Source organism: Streptomyces sp. bgisy100 (assembly GCF_057709105.1).
In genome coordinates this window covers 23,106-43,945 of the sequence record NZ_JBYITE010000042.1, presented here as the reverse complement: position 1 = coordinate 43,945, position 20,840 = coordinate 23,106, and the positions used below count along the sequence as shown (strand labels likewise).

The 20,840-nt window shown below is 71.3% G+C and carries 16 protein-coding genes and 3 tRNA genes; 8 read left to right on the top strand and 11 right to left on the bottom strand.

Translation table 11 applies throughout. The features are described from left to right. Window positions 1-36: 36 nt before the first annotated feature. The 5 genes from AC3EQ1_RS24215 to AC3EQ1_RS24195 form a co-directional block, all read right to left on the bottom strand. The gene (locus tag AC3EQ1_RS24215) at window positions 37-720 is read right to left on the bottom strand and encodes a response regulator (protein ID WP_432096436.1); all 684 of its coding nucleotides are present in this window, start codon (window positions 718-720) and stop codon (window positions 37-39) included. 98 nt (window positions 721-818) lie between these two features. Further along, complete coding sequence (locus tag AC3EQ1_RS24210; RefSeq protein ID WP_432096435.1) at window positions 819-2,417, bottom strand: sensor histidine kinase; 1,599 nt, start codon at window positions 2,415-2,417, stop codon at window positions 819-821. 310 nt (window positions 2,418-2,727) lie between these two features. After that, window positions 2,728-2,800: transfer RNA gene (locus tag AC3EQ1_RS24205), tRNA-Gly, on the bottom strand. A 92-nt stretch (window positions 2,801-2,892) separates the two neighbouring features. Continuing rightward, window positions 2,893-2,964 (bottom strand) — tRNA-Gly (locus tag AC3EQ1_RS24200). 87 nt (window positions 2,965-3,051) lie between these two features. Next, entirely contained in the window at window positions 3,052-3,369 is a 318-nt protein-coding gene (locus tag AC3EQ1_RS24195) for a histone-like nucleoid-structuring protein Lsr2 (RefSeq protein ID WP_351514235.1), read from the bottom strand. A gap of 298 nt (window positions 3,370-3,667) precedes the next feature. Between AC3EQ1_RS24195 and purS the strand changes: the two genes are divergently transcribed. The 3 genes from purS to purL all read left to right on the top strand — a co-directional run bounded on the left by purS (window position 3,668) and on the right by purL (window position 6,925). Next, entirely contained in the window at window positions 3,668-3,913 is a 246-nt protein-coding gene (purS, locus tag AC3EQ1_RS24190) for a phosphoribosylformylglycinamidine synthase subunit PurS (RefSeq protein ID WP_351514237.1), read from the top strand. Continuing rightward, window positions 3,910-4,590 (top strand): phosphoribosylformylglycinamidine synthase subunit PurQ, encoded by a 681-nt coding sequence (purQ, locus tag AC3EQ1_RS24185; RefSeq protein WP_432096434.1) that lies wholly within the window; start codon window positions 3,910-3,912, stop codon window positions 4,588-4,590. The genes purS and purQ overlap by 4 nt, the downstream gene beginning before the upstream one ends. Before the next feature lie 85 nt (window positions 4,591-4,675). Beyond that, a complete protein-coding gene (gene purL / locus AC3EQ1_RS24180; RefSeq protein WP_432096433.1) occupies window positions 4,676-6,925 on the top strand; it encodes a phosphoribosylformylglycinamidine synthase subunit PurL in 2,250 nt (749 codons plus the stop codon). A gap of 183 nt (window positions 6,926-7,108) precedes the next feature. On the opposite strand, the gene AC3EQ1_RS24175 is transcribed toward purL, so the two are convergent. After that, on the bottom strand, window positions 7,109-7,504 hold the full coding sequence (locus AC3EQ1_RS24175) for a nuclear transport factor 2 family protein (RefSeq protein ID WP_432096432.1): 396 nt from the start codon (window positions 7,502-7,504) through the stop codon (window positions 7,109-7,111). A gap of 118 nt (window positions 7,505-7,622) precedes the next feature. Between AC3EQ1_RS24175 and AC3EQ1_RS24170 the strand changes: the two genes are divergently transcribed. The 3 genes from AC3EQ1_RS24170 (at window position 7,623) to purM (ending at window position 11,563) form a co-directional block, all read left to right on the top strand. After that, entirely contained in the window at window positions 7,623-8,420 is a 798-nt protein-coding gene (locus AC3EQ1_RS24170) for a maleylpyruvate isomerase family mycothiol-dependent enzyme (protein WP_432096431.1), read from the top strand. A gap of 465 nt (window positions 8,421-8,885) precedes the next feature. Beyond that, on the top strand, window positions 8,886-10,460 hold the full coding sequence (gene purF / locus AC3EQ1_RS24165; RefSeq protein WP_432096430.1) for an amidophosphoribosyltransferase: 1,575 nt from the start codon (window positions 8,886-8,888) through the stop codon (window positions 10,458-10,460). Between the two features lie 35 nt (window positions 10,461-10,495). Beyond that, window positions 10,496-11,563, top strand: coding sequence for a phosphoribosylformylglycinamidine cyclo-ligase (purM, locus tag AC3EQ1_RS24160; RefSeq protein WP_432096429.1), 1,068 nt, complete (start codon window positions 10,496-10,498; stop codon window positions 11,561-11,563). A gap of 255 nt (window positions 11,564-11,818) precedes the next feature. On the opposite strand, the gene AC3EQ1_RS24155 is transcribed toward purM, so the two are convergent. Next, window positions 11,819-12,073, bottom strand: coding sequence for a DUF3073 domain-containing protein (locus AC3EQ1_RS24155; RefSeq protein ID WP_351514250.1), 255 nt, complete (start codon window positions 12,071-12,073; stop codon window positions 11,819-11,821). A gap of 400 nt (window positions 12,074-12,473) precedes the next feature. Then, window positions 12,474-13,577 (bottom strand): Leu/Phe/Val dehydrogenase, encoded by a 1,104-nt coding sequence (locus tag AC3EQ1_RS24150; protein WP_432096428.1) that lies wholly within the window; start codon window positions 13,575-13,577, stop codon window positions 12,474-12,476. Window positions 13,578-13,819: 242 nt separating this feature from the next. On the opposite strand from AC3EQ1_RS24150, the gene AC3EQ1_RS24145 reads away from it, so the two are divergent. Together AC3EQ1_RS24145 and bldC are read left to right on the top strand one after the other, a co-directional pair. Then, complete coding sequence (locus AC3EQ1_RS24145; RefSeq protein WP_432096427.1) at window positions 13,820-14,656, top strand: DUF8083 family protein; 837 nt, start codon at window positions 13,820-13,822, stop codon at window positions 14,654-14,656. A 489-nt stretch (window positions 14,657-15,145) separates the two neighbouring features. Continuing rightward, on the top strand, window positions 15,146-15,352 hold the full coding sequence (gene bldC / locus AC3EQ1_RS24140; RefSeq protein ID WP_003949541.1) for a developmental transcriptional regulator BldC: 207 nt from the start codon (window positions 15,146-15,148) through the stop codon (window positions 15,350-15,352). 493 nt (window positions 15,353-15,845) lie between these two features. Here bldC and AC3EQ1_RS24135 read toward each other — a convergent pair whose 3' ends face one another. The 3 genes from AC3EQ1_RS24135 to hrpA form a co-directional block, all read right to left on the bottom strand. After that, a complete protein-coding gene (locus AC3EQ1_RS24135; protein WP_432096426.1) occupies window positions 15,846-16,400 on the bottom strand; it encodes a DUF6274 family protein in 555 nt (184 codons plus the stop codon). Between the two features lie 127 nt (window positions 16,401-16,527). Next, window positions 16,528-16,602: transfer RNA gene (locus AC3EQ1_RS24130), tRNA-Asp, on the bottom strand. A 135-nt stretch (window positions 16,603-16,737) separates the two neighbouring features. After that, complete coding sequence (gene hrpA / locus AC3EQ1_RS24125) at window positions 16,738-20,691, bottom strand: ATP-dependent RNA helicase HrpA (protein WP_432096425.1); 3,954 nt, start codon at window positions 20,689-20,691, stop codon at window positions 16,738-16,740. Window positions 20,692-20,840 lie beyond the last annotated feature (149 nt).

Below are 20,840 nucleotides of genomic sequence, written 5' to 3'. Positions count from 1 at the left end.
TCGCTCCGGTGCCTTTCGGCGCCGCAGCGAGACCCACTATAGCCAACCTCGCTCGCGTGCGATGCGCACGGCCGTATGACGGTTCTCCGCGGACAGCTTCGCCGCTGCCGAGGAGAGGTAGTTCCGGACGGTCCCCGGGGAGAGCGCGGCCCGCCGCGCGACCTCCGCGACGGGCGCCCCGTCGGCCGCCAGCTCCAGAACCTCGGCCTCCCTGGAGGTGAGCGGCGAGTCCCCGGCGCTGATCGCTGCCGCCGCCAACTCGGGGTCCACATAGCGGTTTCCGCCGTGCACGGTGCGGATGATCTCGGCGAGCCGCTGTGCCGACACCGTCTTCGGCACGAAACCCCGCACCCCCGCCGCCAGAGCCCGCTTCAACGGTCCCGGCCCGCCATGACTCGTCACGATCATGGTCCGGCAGCCGGGCAGTTCGGTCCGCAGAGATGTGGCGACCGCCACACCGTCCGCTCCCGGCATCTGCAGGTCCAGGACCGCCACATCGGGCCGGTGCGCCCGCGCCATCGCCAGTGCCTCCGGCCCGGACGCCGCCTCGGCGACGACGGAGAGATCGTCCTCCAGCGCGAGGAGCGCGGCCAGCGCACCACGGATCAGGTGCTCGTCATCGGCGAGCAGCACCCGCACCCGTACCGGCGCCGGCTCGCCGCTCCCCGCCGTGCCGCTCCCCGCCGTGCCGCTGTCCGCCGTGCCGCTGTCCGTCGGCATGCTTGCCGCTCCTGCCCCCGCTCCTGCTCCTGCCTCTGCCCCTGCCCTGGTGTCCTCCGTCCGATACCGCGGTCGGGGCCCGTCGTCCGCCTCCGGCGTCATACCGACTCCTCCCGCACCGTGGGGCGGCCGGTCCGCGACGCGCTGCCGTGACGCCCCGCCGCGCCGTCGGCGTTGCATGAGCTGTCCGCCCTGTCCGCCCTGTCCGCCCTGTCCGCGCCGGTCCTCCCGTCCGCCGCGCCCCGCGGTGAGCCGCCGCCGTCCCGGGCCGACGGGATCCGGGCGGTGAGACGGAAGACGCCGCCCGGCCGGGACTGTGTGGTGAGGGCGCCGTCCAAGGACGACAGGCGCTCCCGCAGACCGGAGAGTCCGGACCCGCCGGACCCGCCGGTGCGCTCCGCGCCGCCCGCCCCGCGCCCCGCCAGGCGCCTCGCCGAACGGCACGGCGCCCCGCCCCCGGACACAACCCCGTCCCCGGACACCGCCCCGCCTCGGGAATCCGTCGCCCCGGAACCCGCCCCGACTCCGGAACCCGCCCCCGCCCCGGCCCCCTCCACCCGCACCTGCCCCGGAACGGGAAAGCCGTCGCTCACCGGCAGGCCCTCGCTCACCGGCAGCCCGTCGTTCACCGGCACGCCGTCGTTCTCGATCACCAGCACCGCCGTCGCGTCCCCGGCGATCCGCAGCCGGATGCTGCACGTCCCGGCGTCGCTGTGCCGGAGCACATTCGTCGCCGCCTCCCGGACCACCCAGCCCAGCGCCGACTGGACCCCGGGGGCCAGCGCCGAGCCGTCGTCCCCCTCGACCCGGCAGGTGATCCCCGCCGCCCGGAGCACCGAACGGGCCCCGGCCAGCTCCACGTCGAGGTCGGCCTCCCGGTAACCCCGTACGACGTCCTGCACCTCGCGCTGGGACTCCTGCGCGATCCGCTGCACGTCCTGCATCTGCTCGACGGCCTCGGGCCGGCCGCGCTGGGCGAGCTGCACCGCCAGTTCGCTCTTGAGCGCGATCACCGACAGGTTCCGCCCCATCACATCGTGCAGATCCCGCCCGAACCGCAGCCGCTCCTCGGCGACCGCCAGCCGTGCCTGCAACTCCCGGGTGCTGGCCAGCTCCCACACCGCGCACAGCAGCCAGGAGGAGAAGCCGTAGGTGAAGGTCAGCACCGCGCCGACCATGAGCGACACGATCGCGAAACCGACCGCCTGCCGGCCGGGCAGGCCCACGGCCGCCGCTGCCCCGGCCATCGCGGCCGCGGTGCCCACCACCAGGTACAGCATGTGCCGCCGCTTGCGCATGACCAGCGACAACGACGCCATCCCGAAGCCGGTCAGCGCGCAGAAGGCGATGCTGGTGAGCTCCATCTCCGGCAGCGCGCCGCTGGAGCACAGCGCCAGCACGGCCACGGCCCCCGCGGCGGACACCGTGCCCACGGTCGCGGCCAGGCGGACGGGCCGCTCCCGCCGGTCGAGCGCCCAGTCCAGCCCTCGTGACGACAGCACCGCGCACACCACCGCATGCGCCGCGATGAGCAGGAACAGCCAGCCCCGTGCCTGCGACGAGCCCGCGGTGCCGGCCAGCTGTCCGCCGAGCCCCACGATCTCCATCAGCATGAAGAAGTGGAACGACCACCGGGTGTAGAGCTCGATCCGGGCAGCGTCGCTGCGCCGGTCCCACCACCTCGTCAGCTTCGACATCCGTACGAACCCCCCGCTCGTGCCGCCTCCGGCGCCGCGGTTCCCTCGGGAACCCCGCGCTACAGGAAAGCACGGTGGCGTCCGGTTCCCTCCGGTGCGGATTCGCGGGGCGCGCCCCGAACCGACGGCGGCAGGCTGCGGACCGAACGAGACGTAAAGACCGGACAGTCCGAAACCGGAGTAAATAAACCTGAACACCCTGAATGGGATGCTCGGAAGTCCCCGAGCGGGAAGAGGCCCCCGGGAACACGAAGAACGCCCTGAACGTGAAGAAGGCCCCGGTCGTGATGACCGGGGCCTTCTTCTTCTGAGCGGACGACGAGATTCGAACTCGCGACCCTCACCTTGGCAAGGTGATGCTCTACCAACTGAGCCACGTCCGCATGCCTCCGAACTTCAGCCCTTCGAAAAGGAGCTGCCGTCCGGCGCGACCACTACTGTACCCGATCCACCGGAGTGGTCGGAAAGTGATCAGAGCGGGTGACAGGGATCGCACACTGCGCCTCCCCCTTGGAAAGGGGGCGCTCTACTACTGAGCTACACCCGCGTGACTCCGTGAGGTCCGGCCCTGCGGCCTCGCCCCTCGGCGTGCTCCAGACTTTAGCTGATCACCCCGGGTGTCATGCAAGTCGGTTCAACGGGCGGCGTTGAACGCCTCGTAGACCTTCTTGGGGATGCGGCCGCGCGGCGGGACCTCCATGCCGTGGGACCGGGCCCACGCACGGACCGCCGACGGGTCGGGGGCGACGGAGGTGCGGTGGTACGCCTTGCCGGACTTGGCACGCTTTCGACCCGCCTCCACGTAGGGAGCGAGGGCGCCGCGCAGTTTCTCCGCATTGGCCTCGGTGAGGTCGATCTCGTACGACTTCCCGTCGAGTCCGAAGTTGACCGTCTCCGCCGCTTCCCCGCCGTCGATGTCGTCGGAGAGTGTGACCACTACGCGCTGAGCCACGGATATCGGTCCTTTCGTCCGACACCACCGCAATGACGTGCACGGATGCGGAGTGCCGAGATGTCTGTTGTCGGTTCTTTTTCATTTGTACAGCCGCAGGCATTGTATTGCGAAGCCCAGTTAATTCCGTCCGCGTGTCTCCCGGCAATCGGGGCTGCACGTTTTTCCCCGGATTTTCCTCGGCGGTTGCGGCGGTCGATACATGAACGTGACCGGGGCCAGCATATCTACTCGCGTAGATTTTCGAACGGGGTACGCTGAGGTCACCGCCTTACGCACCACACCATCGGGAGTGCCAGTGGCACGCGTCGTAGTCGACGTCATGCTCAAGCCGGAGATCCTCGACCCCCAGGGCCAGGCGGTGCAGCGTGCACTGCCCCGCCTCGGCTTCGACGGAATCGCGGACGTCCGCCAGGGAAAGCGTTTTGAACTCGAGGTCGAGGGGCCGGTCGACGACGCCGCACTCGCCCGTATCCACGAGATGGCCGGGACGTTCCTGGCCAACACCGTGATCGAGGACTTCACCGTGAAGGTGGAATCGTGACCGCCCGCATCGGTGTCGTCACCTTTCCCGGCAGCCTCGACGACCGGGACACCCGGCGTGCGGTGACCCGGGCCGGCGCCGAGCCGGTGGCCCTCTGGCACCGCGACACCGACCTGCACCAGGTCGACGCCGTCGTCCTCCCCGGCGGCTTCAGTTACGGGGACTATTTGCGGGCGGGCGCCATCTCCCGCTTCTCGCCGGTGATGGAGACCGTCATCGAGCAGGCCCGGGCCGGACTTCCGGTCCTCGGTATCTGCAACGGATTCCAGGTGCTCACCGAGGCCCATCTGCTGCCCGGCGCGATGCTCGGCAACGACCACCTCCACTTCATCTGCCGCGAGCAGAAACTCCGGGTGGAGAACGCGGAGACGGCCTGGACCGCCGACTACGCCGCGGGCCAGGAGATCCACATCCCGCTGAAGAACATGGACGGCCGCTACGTCGCCGACGAGCGCACCCTGGACATGCTGGAGGCGGAGGGCCGGGTGGCGTTCCGCTACCTCGACGGCAACCCCAACGGCTCGCTCCGCGACATCGCCGGCATCACCAATGAGGCGGGCAACGTCGTCGGTCTGATGCCCCACCCCGAGCACGCCGTCGAGCCGTTGGTCGGCACCGGTGGCACCGACGGTCTCGGGTTCTTCACCTCGATCCTCAAGAAGCTGGTCAACGCATGAGGCCGGCCGCCGGAACCGCCGCGGGAGCCCTCGGGCGCCCCGGCACGCGACGCATGTACCACTCCGCGCGAAGGAGCGACCGAGCGTGACCCTCGACACCGTCAAGCACGCGGCCGAGAGCCCGGACACCGACCAGCCCTGGGCCGAACTGGGGCTCAAGCCGGACGAGTACGAGCGCATCCGCGAGATCCTGGGCCGCCGCCCGACCGGCGCCGAACTCGCGATGTACTCGGTGATGTGGTCCGAGCACTGCTCGTACAAGTCGAGCAAGGTCCATCTGAAGCAGTTCGGCGAGAAGGCCCCGGAGAACGACGCGCTGCTCGTCGGTATCGGGGAGAACGCGGGCGTCGTCGACGTCGGCCAGGGCTACGCCGTCACCTTCAAGGTCGAGTCGCACAACCACCCCTCGTACATCGAGCCCTACCAGGGCGCGGCCACCGGCATCGGCGGCATCGTGCGCGACATCCTGGCCATGGGCGCGCGCCCGGTCGCGGTGATGGACCCGCTGCGGTTCGGCGCGGCCGACCACCCGGACACCCGGCGCGTGCTGCCCGGCGTCGTCGCGGGCATCGGCGGCTACGGCAACTGCCTGGGGCTGCCGAACATCGGCGGCGAGGTCGTCTTCGACCCCTGCTACCAGGGCAACCCGCTGGTCAACGCCCTGTGCGTGGGCGTGATGAAGCACGAGGACATCCACCTCGCCAAGGCCAGCGGCCGGGGCAACAAGGTCATCCTCTACGGCGCCCGCACCGGCGGCGACGGCATCGGCGGCGTCTCGGTGCTCGCCTCCGAGACCTTCGACTCCACCGGCCCGGCCAAGCGCCCGGCCGTCCAGGTCGGCGACCCGTTCCAGGAGAAGCTGCTCATCGAGTGCACCCTGGAGATCTTCAAGGAGGACCTGGTCACCGGCATCCAGGACCTCGGCGGCGCGGGCCTGTCCTGCGCCACCAGCGAGCTGGCGTCGGCCGGCTCCGGCAGTATGCGCGTCGAGCTCGACACCGTGCCGCTGCGTGACTCCTCCCTCTCGCCCGAGGAGATCCTCATGAGCGAGTCGCAGGAGCGCATGTGCGCGATCGTCGAGCCGGGCAAGGTCGACCGCTTCCTGGAGATCTGCGAGAAGTGGGACGTCATCGCCACCGTCATCGGTGAGGTGACCGACGGCGAGCGGCTGGAGATCTTCTGGCACGGCGAGCAGATCGTGGACGTGCCGCCGCGGACCGTCGCCCACGAAGGCCCGGTCTACCAGCGGCCGTTCGCCCGCCCGGAGTGGCAGGACGCCCTCCAGGCGGACCACGCGAACGCGCTGGCCCGGCCCGGAGACGGCGCGGAGCTGCGCAAGCAGGTCCTGAAGCTGGTGGCCTCGCCGAACCAGGCGTCCAAGTCCTGGGTCACCGACCAGTACGACCGCTTCGTGCAGGGCAACACGGTGCTGGCGCAGCCGGAGGACTCCGGCATGGTCCGCGTCGACGAGGAGACCGGTCTCGGTGTCGCCGTCGCCACGGACGGCAACGGCCGCTACGCCAAGCTCGACCCGTACACCGGCGCCCAGCTGGCGCTGGCCGAGTCGTACCGGAACGTGGCCGCGTCCGGCGCGAAGCCGCTCGCCATCTCCAATTGCCTGAACTTCGGCTCGCCCGAGGACCCGGCGGTGATGTGGCAGTTCGCCGAGGCCACCCGCGGCCTGGCGGACGGCTGCCTGACGCTGGGCACCCCGGTGACCGGCGGCAACGTCTCCCTCTACAACCAGACCGGCGAGAGCGCCATCCACCCGACCCCGGTGGTCGCGGTGCTCGGCGTCATCGACGACGTCAACCGCCGCACGCCGATCGGTTTCGCGGAGGAGGGGCAGCTGCTGTACCTCCTCGGTGACACCAAGGAGGAGCTGGGCGGTTCGGCCTGGTCCCAGGTGATCCACGACCACCTCGGCGGCCTCCCGCCGGCCGTGGACCTGGGCCGGGAGCAGCTGCTCGCCGAGATCCTGATCTCCGGTTCCCGGGACGGGATGATCGACGCCGCGCACGACCTGTCCGACGGCGGTCTGGTGCAGGCGCTCGTCGAGTCCTGTCTGCGCGGCGGCAACGGCGCCCGGATCGTCGTCCCGGAGGAGCTGGACCCGTTCGTCCTGCTCTTCTCCGAGTCGGCGGGCCGCGCGGTCGTCGCCGTCCCGCGCAGCGAGGAGCTCCGGTTCACCGACATGTGCGGTGCCCGCGGCCTTCCGGCCACCCGTATCGGTGTGGTGGACGGGGACGCGCTCGACGTCCAGGGCCAGTTCAGCATCCCGCTGGCCGAACTCCGGGAGTCGCACGAGGCGACCATTCCGGGGCTCCTGGTCTGACGTTCCGCACGTCGGGCATTTCGCACGTCCGGCGTTCCGCGCCGTGGCCCCCGCCCGCATCCGGGCGGGGGCCACGCGCGTTCCGTACGGTGCCCGAGCACGTTCCGCTTCACCTGCGGGCCTCCGGGCACCTGCGGGCCGCCGGACGCCGTCCGCGCCCGTCCGCCGGACGGATCCCGCCGCTCAGCGCCAGAAGTCGTTCTCGACGTCGATGTCCTCGACACACTCGTCGAGGTCGGTGATCTTCCCGCCGACGATGGTGAAGACGAGTCCGCCGGGCATCTCGACGCCGCGGTCCTTGCGGTCCGCGTAGCTCCGGTGCACGGACATGACGTGTCCGCGCCCGTCGGCGAAGAGGTGCTCGAGCTCGACCCGGAACGTGCCGTTGGTCTCCTCGGCTATGCGGCGGTACATCTGCAGAACGGCCTCGCGGCCCTTGTGGTGGCCCGAGAGCATGTGGTCACCCGGCACGTGGTGGGTGACGTCCGATGTCATCAGCGAGGACAGCGTGTCCATGTCGCCGTTGCTGAAGGCTTCGTAGCCCCGGCGCACCAGGGCACAGTCCGGGTGCTCAGCCATGACGATTCACACCTTTCTTTCCCGATATTGCCGTCTTTCCATCATCGGCCCGGCCCGGAAGGGTGTCCACGTAGGACCTGGGGGCGGCCCTGCCCGGGCACCGCATAGGCTCGCCGTCATGCCGCCCCGTACGCGCCGCCCCCGGACCCGGACCTACGACTCCGCGAAGGTGAGAGCGGCCGTCACCGCGCAGCTGCGGCAGGTGCGGGACGCCGCCGCGGGGCTCACCGACGAACAGCTCGCACGCCCCACCCGGCTCGGCGACTGGACCGTGCGCCACCTGCTCGTCCACCTGGCCCGGGCCGTGGACGGCGTCGGGACCCTGCTGGACCTGCCCGCGCCGCCCGACCGGGAAGTGACGCTCACCGACTGGCCGTTCGTGACCGCCGGGTTCGCCGGGCACGTCGACCGGAGCACCCGCGCGGCGGCCCCGGCCGACTGGCCGGCGGAGCTGCTGACGGCCGCCGCGGACCGGCTGGAACGCCTCCTCCCGGGAGCCCCCGACGACCGGCTGCTCGCCGTCCCCTCCGGCGCGATGCTGCTGGGCGACTACCTGGTCACCCGGTGTGTGGAACTCGTGGTGCACGGCGACGACCTGGCGGACGCGCTCGGCACGGAGATCCCGACGGACCGCCAGGCGCTCGCCGCCGCGACGCGGCTGCTCGCCGACGCGCTGGCCGCCCGGGCGCCCGGCGGCGCGGTGGAGGTGCGGATCCCGCCGTTCGCGGTGGTGCAGTGCGTCGAGGGCCCGCGGCACACCCGCGGCACCCCGCCGAACGTCGTGGAGACCGATCCGCTGACCTGGATCCGGCTGGCGACCGGCCGGACCGGGTGGGACGCGGCGGTGGAGGCGGGCGCGGTCACCGCAGGCGGGGAGCGTGCGGACCTGAGCGATCACCTGCCGCTCATGGGGTGACAGCCGCGCGCCGGCAGCGGAATCCGGGTCTCGAAGCCCCCGCACAACCGAAGCCGCACAACCGAAGCCGCACAGCCGAAGCCGCGGACCCGAAGCCACGGACCCGAAGCCACGGACCCGAAGCCACGGGCCCGAAGCCGGAATCCCGGGGGAAGGCATGGAGGAAGTCCCGCGGCGGACGGAAGGCCCCCGGTGCCCCTCCCCGCCCCTCCGCTTCCGGCCACCGGAACGCCACCGTCCGCCCTCCTCCCGGCTGTCCGGAGCCGCCGCCCGAAGCGCCGCCGGCAAGTGTGACGTAGACGTCATCGGGCACCGCCCCCGCCGCCCCGCACCCCCTTCCGGCCAGGCAGGACGCCGGAGTTCCGGCACCCGGACCGCCCCGCGGACGGCCGGATGATCTTCCGGGAGGGCTTCACCGGTGTACGTGGTTCGGATGAATCCGCGACCTGGCCTAGACTCGGTGTCGTGCCACGTGGTGACGGACGACTCAACCACGATCTCCTCCCCGGCGAGAAGGGCCCTCAGGACGCTTGCGGCGTCTTCGGGGTCTGGGCTCCGGGAGAAGAGGTCGCCAAGCTCACCTATTTCGGGCTGTATGCGCTGCAGCACCGGGGACAGGAGTCCGCGGGCATCGCGGTGAGCAACGGCTCCCAGATCCTCGTCTTCAAGGACATGGGTCTGGTCTCCCAGGTCTTCGACGAAACCTCCCTGGGCTCCCTCCAGGGCCACATCGCGGTGGGCCATGCCCGGTACTCCACCACCGGTGCCTCGGTCTGGGAGAACGCGCAGCCGACCTTCCGCGCGACCGCGCACGGCTCGATCGCCCTCGGTCACAACGGCAACCTGGTCAACACCGCCGAACTCGCCGAGATGGTCGCCGCCCTGCCGCGCGAGAACGGCCGCGCCACCCAGGTCGCCGCGACCAACGACACCGACCTGGTGACCGCCCTCCTCGCGGGCCAGGTCGACGAGGACGGCAAGCCGCTGACCGTCGAGCAGGCCGCCTCGCTGGTGCTGCCGCACGTCCAGGGCGCCTTCTCCCTCGTCTTCATGGACGACCACACCCTGTACGCCGCCCGTGACCCGCAGGGCATCCGCCCGCTCGTCCTGGGCCGGCTGGAGCGCGGCTGGGTCGTGGCGAGCGAGACCGCCGCCCTCGACATCGTCGGCGCCTCCTTCATCCGGGAGATCGAGCCCGGCGAGATGGTCGCCATCGACGAGGACGGGCTGCGCGCCAGCCGGTTCGCCGAGGCCCGCCCCAAGGGCTGCGTCTTCGAATACGTCTACCTGGCCCGCCCCGACACCGACATCGCGGGCCGCAACGTCTACCTCTCCCGCGTCGAGATGGGCCGCAAGCTGGCCGCCGAGGCGCCCGCCGACGCCGACCTGGTCATAGCGACCCCGGAGTCCGGCACCCCGGCCGCCGTCGGGTACGCCGAGGCCAGCGGCATCCCCTACGGCTCGGGCCTGGTCAAGAACTCCTACGTGGGCCGGACGTTCATCCAGCCGAGCCAGACCATCCGCCAGCTCGGCATCAGGCTCAAGCTCAACCCGCTCAAGGAAGTCATCCGCGGCAAGCGCCTGGTGGTCGTCGACGACTCGATCGTCCGCGGCAACACCCAGCGTGCGCTGGTGCGGATGCTCCGCGAGGCCGGGGCCGCCGAGGTCCACATCCGGATCTCCTCGCCCCCGATCAAGTGGCCGTGCTTCTTCGGTATCGACTTCGCCACCCGGGCCGAGCTGATCGCCAACGGGCTGTCGGTCGAGGAGATCGGCAAGTCCCTGGGCGCGGACTCGCTGGCGTACATCTCCATCGACGGCATGACCGAGGCGACCACCATCGCCAAGCCGAACCTCTGCCGCGCCTGCTTCGACGGCGAGTACCCGATGGACCTGCCCGACCCGGAGCTGCTGGGCAAGCACCTCCTCGAGGCATCCGCCACCGAGCCGGCGAAGCCCGCCGCGCCGCGCAGCGATGTGGACGGGGTCGGGACCCTGACGGCCGGTATCGGCGCCGCCGACGCGCTGCGCCGCCCGTAGAGCCCGCCATCAACGACACGAAAGATCTCAAGGCCATGTCTGAGACCACTGGTGCCAGCTACGCAGCCGCGGGCGTGGACATCGACGCGGGCGACCGCGCCGTCGAGCTCATGAAGGAGTGGGTGAAGAAGGCCACCCGCCCGGAGGCCCTCGGCGGCCTCGGCGGCTTCGCCGGCCTCTTCGACGCCTCCGCCCTCAAGCGCTACGAGCGTCCGCTGCTGGCGTCGGCGACCGACGGCGTCGGCACGAAGGTCGACATCGCCCGGCAGATGGGGGTCTACGACAGCATCGGCCACGACCTGGTCGGCATGGTCGTCGACGACCTGGTCGTCTGCGGCGCCGAGCCGCTGTTCATGACCGACTACATCTGCGTCGGCAAGGTCTACCCGGAGCGGGTGGCCCAGATCGTCAAGGGCATCGCCGAGGGCTGTGTGCTGGCCGGCTGCGCGCTGGTCGGCGGCGAGACCGCCGAGCACCCCGGCCTGCTGGGCCCGGACGAGTTCGACGTCGCAGGCGCCGGCACCGGTGTGGTCGAGGCCGACCGGCTGCTCGGTGCGGAGCGCATCCGCAGCGGCGACGCGGTGATCGCCATGGCGTCCTCCGGTCTTCACTCGAACGGGTACTCGCTGGTCCGGCACGTGGTCTTCGACCGGGCCGGCTGGCCCCTGGACCGGGAGGTCGCGGAGTTCGGCCGCAGCCTCGGCGAGGAACTGCTGGAGCCCACCAAGATCTACTCGCTGGACTGCCTGGCGCTCACCCGCACGGCCGAGGTGCACGCGTTCTCGCACATCACCGGCGGCGGGCTCGCCAACAACCTGGCCCGGGTCGTCCCCGACCACCTGCACGCCACGGTCGACCGCTCCACCTGGACCCCCGCCCCCGTCTTCGACGTGGTCGGCGCGGCCGGACAGGTGGCGCGGCCCGAGCTGGAGAAGACGCTCAACATGGGCGTCGGAATGATCGCCGTCGTTCCGCAGGAGTCGGTCGACGTTGCGCTGGCCACGCTGGCGGACCGCGGTGTGGACGCCTGGGTCGCCGGCCGGGTCACCGAGCGCGCGGACGGGGCCGAGGCCGTGTCCCTGACCGGCGACTACGCCGGCTGAGGAGCCGGGCCGTGCACAGGGCCGGGGACCGCGGAGCGCCCCGACAGGCCGGACTCCGGCCGCGGGGCCTGCGCGGAGCGCCGCCCCGGCCCACGAACCGGGACGGTGCGCACTCCCGGCCCGGTCACCTGACCCGGCACCGCGTCCGGACACGACAATGGGCCGGCCCGGTGATGTGCCCCGGACCGGCTCAGCGGTCGTGCAGTGGACGGCCTCGCTGCGTACGCGCCGCGGCGGGAACCGCGGCAGGCAGCGTCAAGCGCGCCGACGATAGGCGGACTGGTCGGACGACTGCTCGTCGTCCTCGTCCTCGTCGTTGTAGCGCTCCGCGTACTGTGCGTACGGGTCGTCGTCCAGCTCATCGTCCTCGAACGGCTCGCCATTCGGCGGCTGGCTCGAATTCGATGCGCCCAGCTCCTGAGCCAGGCGTGAGAGATCAGTCCCACCGCTGTTGTACTTCAGCTGGCGGGCGACCTTCGTCTGCTTGGCCTTGGCCCGGCCGCGCCCCATGGCTCGACCCCCTCAACGACGGGGCTCGACGGCCCCAGAGTCTTGACACGCGTTCATGATTCGGAGCGGACTCCCCTGGGAGAGACCGGTCCGTAGGACTTCAACGGTACCTGCTTCCGTGGCCATACGGTACGTCGTCCGCAGGACGCGCCACGCCGCAGGACCCGCGGGGAGCCCCGTCCCCGCTGGTCAGTCGCGATTTTACCGGCCGCCCGGGATCGACCCGCCGAGGTGAGGTGAGTTCCGTCTCGTCAGCGGCGGAGCGGGCGGCCGAAGGCCTCTGCCGGGCGTTCGCCGGCCCCGCCGCGGGCCGACCCGTCCGCCCGGAGGCGGGGGAGCGGCCCACAGCGGGGTGAACGGCGCGTGAACGGCGCCCGGGGACGTCCCCGGGCGCCGGGCGTCAGCGCGCGCTGCGGGCGCGCGATTCGGCCATGCGCTGCTCGGCGATGCGGTCCGCGGCGGCGGCCGGCGGGATGCCGTCGGCCTTGGCCCGGTCGAAGATCGCCAGAGTGGTGTCGAAGATCTTCGTCGCCTTGGCCTTGGCCCGGTCGAAGTCGAAGCCGTGCAGCTCGTCGGCGACCTGGATCACGCCGCCGGCGTTCACGACGTAGTCCGGGGCGTAGAGGATGCCGCGGTCGGAGAGGTCCTTCTCCACGCCCGGGTGGGCCAGCTGGTTGTTGGCCGCGCCGCAGACGATCCTCGCGGTGAGCACCGGGACGCTCTCGTCGCTGAGCGCGCCGCCGAGCGCGCACGGAGCGTACACGTCCAGGACGTCCCGGATCAGCGCGTCGGTGTCCTGCACCGCGACGACCTCGGGGTGCTTGGCCCGGATGCGGTCCACGGACTCGGCGCGCACATCGGTCACCACGACCTGGGCGCCGTCCTCCAGCAGGTGCTCGACGAGGTGGTGGCCGACCTTGCCGACGCCCGCGATGCCGACCCGGCGGCCGCGCAGCGTCGGGTCGCCCCACAGGTGCTGGGCGCTGGCGCGCATGCCCTGGAAGACACCGAAGGCGGTCAGCACGGAGGAGTCGCCGGCGCCGCCGTTGGCCGGGGAGCGGCCGGTGGTCCACTGGCACGTGCGGGCGACGACGTCCATGTCCGCGACATAGGTGCCGACGTCACAGGCGGTGACGTACCGGCCGCCGAGCGAGGCCACGAAGCGCCCGTAGGCGAGCAGCAGCTCCTCGCTCTTCAGGGTGTCCGGGTCACCGATGATCACGGCCTTGCCGCCGCCGTGGTCCAGCCCTGCCAGGGCGTTCTTGTACGACATGCCACGGGCGAGATTGAGGGCGTCCATGACGGCCTCGGCGTCGGAGGCGTAGGCATGGAAGCGGGTGCCGCCGAGGGCCGGGCCCAGGGCGGTCGAGTGGAGGGCGATGACGGCCCGGAGGCCGGTCTCGCGGTCCTGGCAGAGGACGACCTGCTCGTGTCCGCCCTGCTCGGAGCGGAAGAGGGTGGACAGCACGCCGAGATCGTCGGCTGGCGGGGGAACGTCGGTCACGGTGGTGACTCCCGAAGCGTGATGGGACGCCCTCCTGTGGGTGGGGAGGGCCGGCTGGGGTCAGGGTAGATCCTGTGCGGCCTCCGGGGCACCGAGGTGCCCCGATCGGGGGTCCGGGGCTCCGGCATTCGGCGGTCGGCGCCGGTGCACCGGGCCGCCCCGGAGCGCCCCGGGGGCGCCCGCACGTGGGACGATCAGGACTGTCAGGTGGCAACTCGCGGCGGCAGCGGAGGAGTAGGCGCGTGAGTCCGGCGTCATCGGTGGTCGTTCCGTACGCGGCGTATCTGCGGGTGTACGAGCCGCTGGCCGCCTTCCCCGAACCCGAGCGCTCGCACTGGTACCGCTATGCGGCCCGGGAGGAGCTGCCCACGGCGCAGGACGAACTCCGACGCTCCCTGGCGGATTTGCTGCCGGTGCCGCCGGTGCCCGTCCCGGTGCACGAGAGCAGCGACGCCTTCGTGGCGGTCGTGGACGGTGTGACCTGCGTCTGCCCCTGGCGCACCCGGCTGCGCGGCTGGCTGGCCCTGGAGGAGCTGGCGGAGACCCTGCCGACGCCGGTGCTGGACGCCGTGCTGCCGCCGGTGGTGCGCCGGCAGGCCGAGGCGGACTACGAGCGCTGGCTGGAGCGCAATCCCGACGCCCGCCCGTGGATCCGTTCGGCGACCTGGCATGTCCCGGTCCGGTGGTTCGTGCTCTTCGCGGACAAGGAGCGCGAGTACCTCAAGGGCGGGGAGGGTCCCGTGCTGCGCTACCGCACCCCGATGGTCCAGGCCCGTCGGCGGGTGGCCCGCGGGCTGAAGGTGCTGCGCGACGCCCTGGACGAGGGAACGCTGATCGACGGCCTGGAGGACGTCGGGAAGTGGCTCGAGGAGTTCCATCCGCGGTCGCTCGTGGAGCTCGACTACGGAGGGCTGGTGCATGCTCTTCCCGAGGACCTGCTCACCGAGGACCATTCGGCCGCCGATGTGGCCGAGGGGCTGAAGGCGCTGCGTGACGGAGACGGCGCGCGGGCCGGCGAGGCGTACGAGCGGCTCACGGACCGGTGGCGCGGAGTGCGGGAGCGCCAGTTCGCGAGCTGAGGGAGCGTCTCCGCGGGCGGCATGCGGAGGGTTGGACCGAGGCAAGGGACTTAAGTCCCGATCCGGGCCAACGTGGCAAGGGTGATGGACGGCACTAAGCCGGGCCTTGCCCTCAACCACTACCCTCGTGTCAAAATAGGACAAGGAGTCCAGGAAGGGCTCCTTCCGTCCAACTAAGGGCGGAAAGATCGGTATTGCACTGCTTGGTGGGTCTCGTGGCCTCTGGTCACGCTGTGACTGATCGTCACGACGGCGTGACTGTCCGCTATGGCATGGTCCATCGGCATCCGCCGAGGTTGAACACCTCAGAGGGCAATTCCATCGGTTTGGCCGACCCGGCTGGACGGATGGTGTAGTTGTAGTGCCGAGGACAAGCCGTTCGTCCTATAACCGACTCGGCCTGCGTGCGCCATTTCGGGCAACGCGGGTCAAGGTGCAGAATTTAGAGGAAAGAACCGTGATGGTTCGGTTCTCCCGAGGAGGCCGCTCATGACCGCTCGCACCCCTGATGCCGAGCCGCTGCTGACCCCGGCTGAGGTTGCCACGATGTTCCGCGTGGACCCGAAGACGGTCACGCGCTGGGCCAAGGCTGGCAAGCTCACGTCCATCCGTACGCTCGGTGGACACCGGCGCTACCGCGAAGCGGAGGTCCGGGCGCTGCTCGCGGGCATTCCGCAGCAGCGCAGCGAAGCCTGAACAACCGCATAACCGGGCAATTCGGGGCCCCCAACCCGGCTGTTGCCCACCTCAGCTCCACACGACGGGCGCCTGCCCCAACAGGCTCCTTCCCTCGGCATCGAGGGCACGTCGTCGATCGCGCTGGACTCCGCCGGGTCCAGCGCGATCTTTTTTGTGTCCGCACCCGCCCGGTGGCCCAACACCCCCTGGGTGGCGGGTTCCTGGCCGACGGGTCGCCTCCGGGGCCGGACGGGCGGGTGGCCGGCGCGGAGCGGACGGCTCCGGGTGAGCTCCCCGGTGGCCGTCCGGGGGATGCCGGCAGGGCGCCGCTCCCGAGAGTGCAATTGCACATATTAAATTGAGCTGTTGTAGGGAGGGGTTAAGTTCCCCCCTTTTTCAAACTTCATCGGTGACTCCCGTCACAGGGCCCCAAGCTTGTACTGCTGGGTAACCCTGCGGTAGTGGACACGCCGGAGGCGTCGCGTCCGATCGCCGCTCAGGGGCGGGCCGGTCAAGCGGTGGGAGTACTTCCGGATTCATCGCGGCCCGGGGCGCCCTGCGGGGTGATGTGGCCGCAGGTGGCGTTCTGAGGGGTCGGCGCGGCCTCGGGGCCCTGATCGGCGCGGGAGTTGCGGCGAGGCCGCGAGGCGGCGCCCTGAGAGGTTTGCGCCGTCGCGGTGTCGGGAGGGGTGCCGGGAGCGGCGGTGGTGCCGTCGTGCGGGCCGGTGCCGGCGGGCACGTCGGACGTGCCGGACTCGGCACGCGTTCCGGACGGGCCCGACTCCGCGGGTGTTTCGGACGGGACGGGCGTGGGCTCCGGTCCGGCCGTCCGGCCCGGGGGGCGCCGGCTCTCCGTCGGTTCCGTGCCCGGTGCCTCACGCGGTCCCTCCCGGTCCCGCGGTGCCCGAGGGCTCCCCGTGTCCGTGCTCCGCTCCGCCGGCTCCATCGCCAGCCGCAGCAGCCGGTGGCAGATCGGGCAGTGCCGGGTCAGATGGCGGTAGCCGGAAGCGGCGGCCAGGTGCGCCCGCAGCAGCGCCTTCGTCTCATGTCGGACCGGTGTCCTCATGTGCGGCACCTCCCGGGCTCCGGCTCCCCGTTCCCCTACTTGCCTGGGTACTCGGGGTCCGGGCCGCAGTCAAGGAGGCGGGAACACGAAGAAGGCCCGGATCCTGGGGATCCGGGCCTTATTGCTGCGGTCCTGACGGGATTTGAACCCGCGGCCTCCACCTTGACAGGGTGGCGAGCACTCCAAACTGCTCCACAGGACCAGGTGTCGCAGCGGCGATCTCTCTTCGCTGCGATACGAGACTCTACAGCAGGTCAGGGGGTGCGGTCGAACTCGCGCCCGCGCGGGGTGCCAGGAGCCGGGAAGCACCGCCCACGGCGCCGCTCCCGCCCGGCTCTCAGGCCCCCGGAACCGCCGCGTCGACCGCCTTCACGATCCGCTTGTCCGACACCGGGTACGCCGTGCCCAGCGCGTGCGCGAAGTAGCTGACCCGCAGCTCCTCGATCATCCAGCGGATCTCCCGGGCCTGCCGCGGCACCGGCTTCCCCGCGGGGAACTGCTCCAGCAGCCAGGCGTACTCGTCCTGCATCTCCTTCACCTTCGCCATCCGGGTGCGGTCCCGCTCGGCGTTGGTGGGGAGCTGCTGGAGGCGCCGGTCGGCGGCGACCAGATAGCGCAGCAGGTCGGGCAGGCGGCGGGCGCCGTGATCGGTCACGAAGCCCGGCTTGATGAGCCCCGCCAGCTGCTCCTTGACGTCGGTGAGCGACGGCAGGAGCACCGGGGACTTCGTGGCCTTCAGCCGGCCCTCGCAGGAGTGCCAGGCCGCCAGCACCTCCTGGACCCCGCGGACGGTGTCCAGCGTGGCGTCCACCAGGTCGGCGCGCACCGCGTCGAAGAGCTTGCGGAAGCCCTCCTCGTCCCAGGCCGGGCCCCCGCGGGCCGCGATCAGCCGGTCGGCCGCCGCGGTCGCGCAGTCGTCGAAGAGCGCCTGCACGCTGCCGTGCGGCGAGCGGGAGAGCGCCAGCTTCGCCTGGTTGCTCAGCTTGCCCTGGGCGAACTTGGCCGGGTTGGACGGGATGTTGAGCAGGATCAGGCGCCGGGTGCCGCGCCACATCGCCTCGGCCTGCTCCGCCTCGGTGTCGAAGAGCCGCACCGCGACCGTCGACCCTTCGTCGACCAGCGCCGGGTACGCCTTCACCGGATGGCCGGCCCGACGGGTCTCGAAGGTCCGCGGCAGGGCGCCGATCGTCCACCGGGTCAGGCCGGTGCGCTGCTCCGGGCCCGCGCTGCCCGGGGAGGCGTCCGCGGCCTTCTCGAAGGCCTTGGTGATCGCGGCCCGGGTCCGGGGCTTCAGCTTCAGCTGCAGCCCCTGAAGGTCCTTGTCCTCGGCGAGCTTGCGGCGGCGCTCGTCGATCACCCGGAAGGTGATCTTCAGATGGTCGGGGACCCTGCCGGGGTCGAAGTCGTCCGCCGTGACCGGCACCCCGACCATGCGCTGGAGCTCGCGGGCGAGCGTGAGCGGCAGCGGCTCCTGGCGCGGCACCGCCGAGTCGAGGAACCGGCGGGCGAAGTCGGGCGCCGGGACGTAGTTGCGCCGGATCGGCTTCGGCAGCGACCGGATCAGCTCGGTCACCAGGTCCACGCGCAGCCCGGGGATCTGCCAGTCGAAGCCCTCCGCGGTGACCTGGTTGAGCACCTGGAGCGGAATGTGCACGGTCACGCCGTCCGCGTCCGTGCCCGGCTCGAACTGGTAGGTCACCCGGAACTTCAGCTTCCCCTGCCGCCAGGAGTCCGGGTAGTCGTCCTTGGTGACGGCTTCCGCGTTCTCGTTGATCAGCATCGACTGCTCGAAGTTGAGCAGCTCCGGTTCGTCCCGGCGCTTGTGCTTCCACCAGGAGTCGAAGTGGGCGCCGGAGACGACGTGCTCGGGGAGCTTCCGGTCGTAGAAGTCGAAGAGCGTCTCGTCGTCGACCAGGATGTCGCGGCGGCGGGCGCGGTGCTCCAGCTCCTCGACCTCGCCGAGCAGCTTGCGGTTGTCGTGGAAGAACTGGTGGTGGGTCCGCCAGTCGCCCTCCACCAGGGCGTTCCGGATGAACAGCTCGCGGCTGGTCTCCGGGTCGATGCGCCCGTAGTTGACCTTGCGCTGGGCAACGATCGGCACGCCGTACAGCGTCACCCGCTCGTACGCCATCACCGCCGCCTGGTCCTTCTCCCAGTGCGGCTCGCTGTAGTTCCGCTTGACCAGGTGCTGGGCGAGCGGCTCGATCCACTCGGGCTCGACCCGGGCGTTCACCCGCGCCCACAGCCGGGAGGTCTCGACCAGCTCCGCCGACATGATCCACCGCGGCGGCTTCTTGAACAGCGCCGATCCCGGGAAGACGGCGAACTTGGCGCTGCGCGCGCCCAGGTACTCGTTCTTGTCGGTGTCCTTCAGCCCGAGGTGCGAGAGCAGACCGGCGAGCAGGGAGGTGTGCACCCGCTCCGGCGCCGCGTCCTCGTCGTTCAGGTGGACACCCATCGACTTCGCGACCTGGCGCAGCTGGGTGTAGATGTCCTGCCACTCCCGTATCCGGAGGTAGTTCAGGAACTCGTTGCGGCACATCCGGCGGAACGCCGACGAGGACAGCTCCTTCTGCTGCTCCCGGATGTAGCGCCACAGGTTGAGGAAGGCGAGGAAGTCGCTGGTCTCGTCCTTGAAGCGGGCGTGCTGCTGGTCGGCCTGCTGCTGCTTGTCCGACGGCCGCTCGCGGGGGTCCTGGATGGACAGCGCCGCGGTGATCACCATGACCTCGCGGACACAGCCGTTGCGGTCGGCCTCCAGCACCATCCGGGCCAGCCGCGGGTCGACCGGCAGCTGCGACAGCTTGCGCCCGGTGTCGGTGAGGCGCTTCTTCGGGTCCTTCTGCTGCGGGTCGAGCGCGCCGAGCTCCTCGAGGAGCTGGACGCCGTCCTTGATGTTGCGGCGGTCCGGCGGGTCGATGAAGGGGAACTTCTCGATGTCGCCGAGGCCCGCCGCGGTCATCTGGAGGATGACGGAGGCCAAATTGGTGCGGAGGATCTCGGCGTCCGTGAACTCCGGCCGGGAGAGGAAGTCCTCCTCGGAGTAGAGCCGGACGCACACGCCGTCGCTGGTCCGCCCGCAGCGGCCCTTGCGCTGGTTGGCGCTGGCCTGCGAGATCCGCTCGATGGGCAGCCGCTGCACCTTGGTGCGGTGGCTGTAGCGGGAGATCCGGGCGGCGCCCGGGTCGATGACGTAGCGGATGCCGGGGACGGTCAGCGAGGTCTCGGCGACGTTGGTCGCCAGGACGATCCGGCGGCCCGTGTGGCGCTGGAAGACCCGGTGCTGCTCGGCGTGGGACAGCCGGGCGTAGAGCGGCAGCACCTCGGTGTGCCGGAGGTTCTTCTTGTTGAGCGCGTCGGCGGTGTCGCGGATCTCCCGCTCGCCGGAGAGGAAGACCAGGATGTCGCCCGGGCCTTCGGACTGCAGCTCGTCCACCGCGTCGCAGATGGCGGTGACCTGGTCGCGGTCGCCCTCCTCGCCGCCCTCCTCCAGCAGCGGCCGGTACCGCACCTCGACCGGGTACGTCCGCCCGCTGACCTCGACGATCGGTGCGTCGCCGAAGTGCCGGGAGAAGCGCTCCGGGTCGATCGTCGCCGAGGTGATCACGACCTTGAGGTCGGGGCGGCGGGGGAGCAGCTGGGCGAGGTAGCCCAGGATGAAGTCGATGTTGAGGCTGCGCTCGTGGGCCTCGTCGATGATGATCGTGTCGTACTGGCGCAGCTCGCGGTCGGTCTGGATCTCGGCGAGCAGGATGCCGTCCGTCATCAGCTTGACGAGGGTGTCGCCGCCGACCTGGTCGGTGAAACGGACCTTCCAGCCCACGGCCTCCCCGAGCGGGGTCCGCAGCTCCTCCGCGACCCGCTCGGCGACCGTACGGGCCGCGATCCGGCGGGGCTGGGTGTGGCCGATGAGGCCCCGGACGCCGCGGCCGAGCTCCAGACAGATCTTGGGGATCTGGGTGGTCTTGCCGGAGCCGGTCTCGCCCGCGACGATCACGACCTGGTGGTCGCGGATCGCCTCCAGGATGTCGTCCTTCTTCTGGCTGACCGGGAGCTGTTCCGGATAGTCGACCGCCGGGACGGCGGCGCGGCGCCGGTCGACGCGGTGCGCGGCCTGGTCGACCTCGGCGGCGATCTCGTCGAGGACGGCCTGCCGGGCCTCCGGTTTGCGGATGCGGCGCGCGCCGTCGAGACGGCGGCCGAGCCGCCGCTCGTCGCGGAGGGTCAGCTCGGACAGCCGCTCCTGCAGAGCGGCGAACGCGGGGGAGGCGGAAGGCGAGGATGTAGGCATACCTGGTCAAGGATCTCACCCCGCCGAAACTGTCGGCCAACCATTTCCGTAACGACCGGGCGGGGCCGGTATCGGAGGGCCGCCGCGGTGCCGGGCCCGGCCGGGCGTCGGGGGTCCGGGCGGGGTGGTACGCGGGGCCGGCCGGGGAG

Coding starts and splice junctions, on each gene's coding strand:
- AC3EQ1_RS24155 (WP_351514250.1), bottom strand. CDS start 12,073: ATGGGGCGCGGCCGGGCCAAGGCCAAGCAGACGAAGGTCGCCCGCCAG.
- hrpA (WP_432096425.1), bottom strand. CDS start 20,691: ATGCCTACATCCTCGCCTTCCGCCTCCCCCGCGTTCGCCGCTCTGCAG.
- AC3EQ1_RS24135 (WP_432096426.1), bottom strand. CDS start 16,400: ATGAGGACACCGGTCCGACATGAGACGAAGGCGCTGCTGCGGGCGCAC.
- AC3EQ1_RS24170 (WP_432096431.1), top strand. CDS start 7,623: ATGCCGCCCCGTACGCGCCGCCCCCGGACCCGGACCTACGACTCCGCG.
- AC3EQ1_RS24210 (WP_432096435.1), bottom strand. CDS start 2,417: ATGTCGAAGCTGACGAGGTGGTGGGACCGGCGCAGCGACGCTGCCCGG.
- bldC (WP_003949541.1), top strand. CDS start 15,146: ATGACCGCTCGCACCCCTGATGCCGAGCCGCTGCTGACCCCGGCTGAG.
- AC3EQ1_RS24175 (WP_432096432.1), bottom strand. CDS start 7,504: ATGGCTGAGCACCCGGACTGTGCCCTGGTGCGCCGGGGCTACGAAGCC.
- AC3EQ1_RS24215 (WP_432096436.1), bottom strand. CDS start 720: ATGCCGACGGACAGCGGCACGGCGGACAGCGGCACGGCGGGGAGCGGC.
- purM (WP_432096429.1), top strand. CDS start 10,496: ATGTCTGAGACCACTGGTGCCAGCTACGCAGCCGCGGGCGTGGACATC.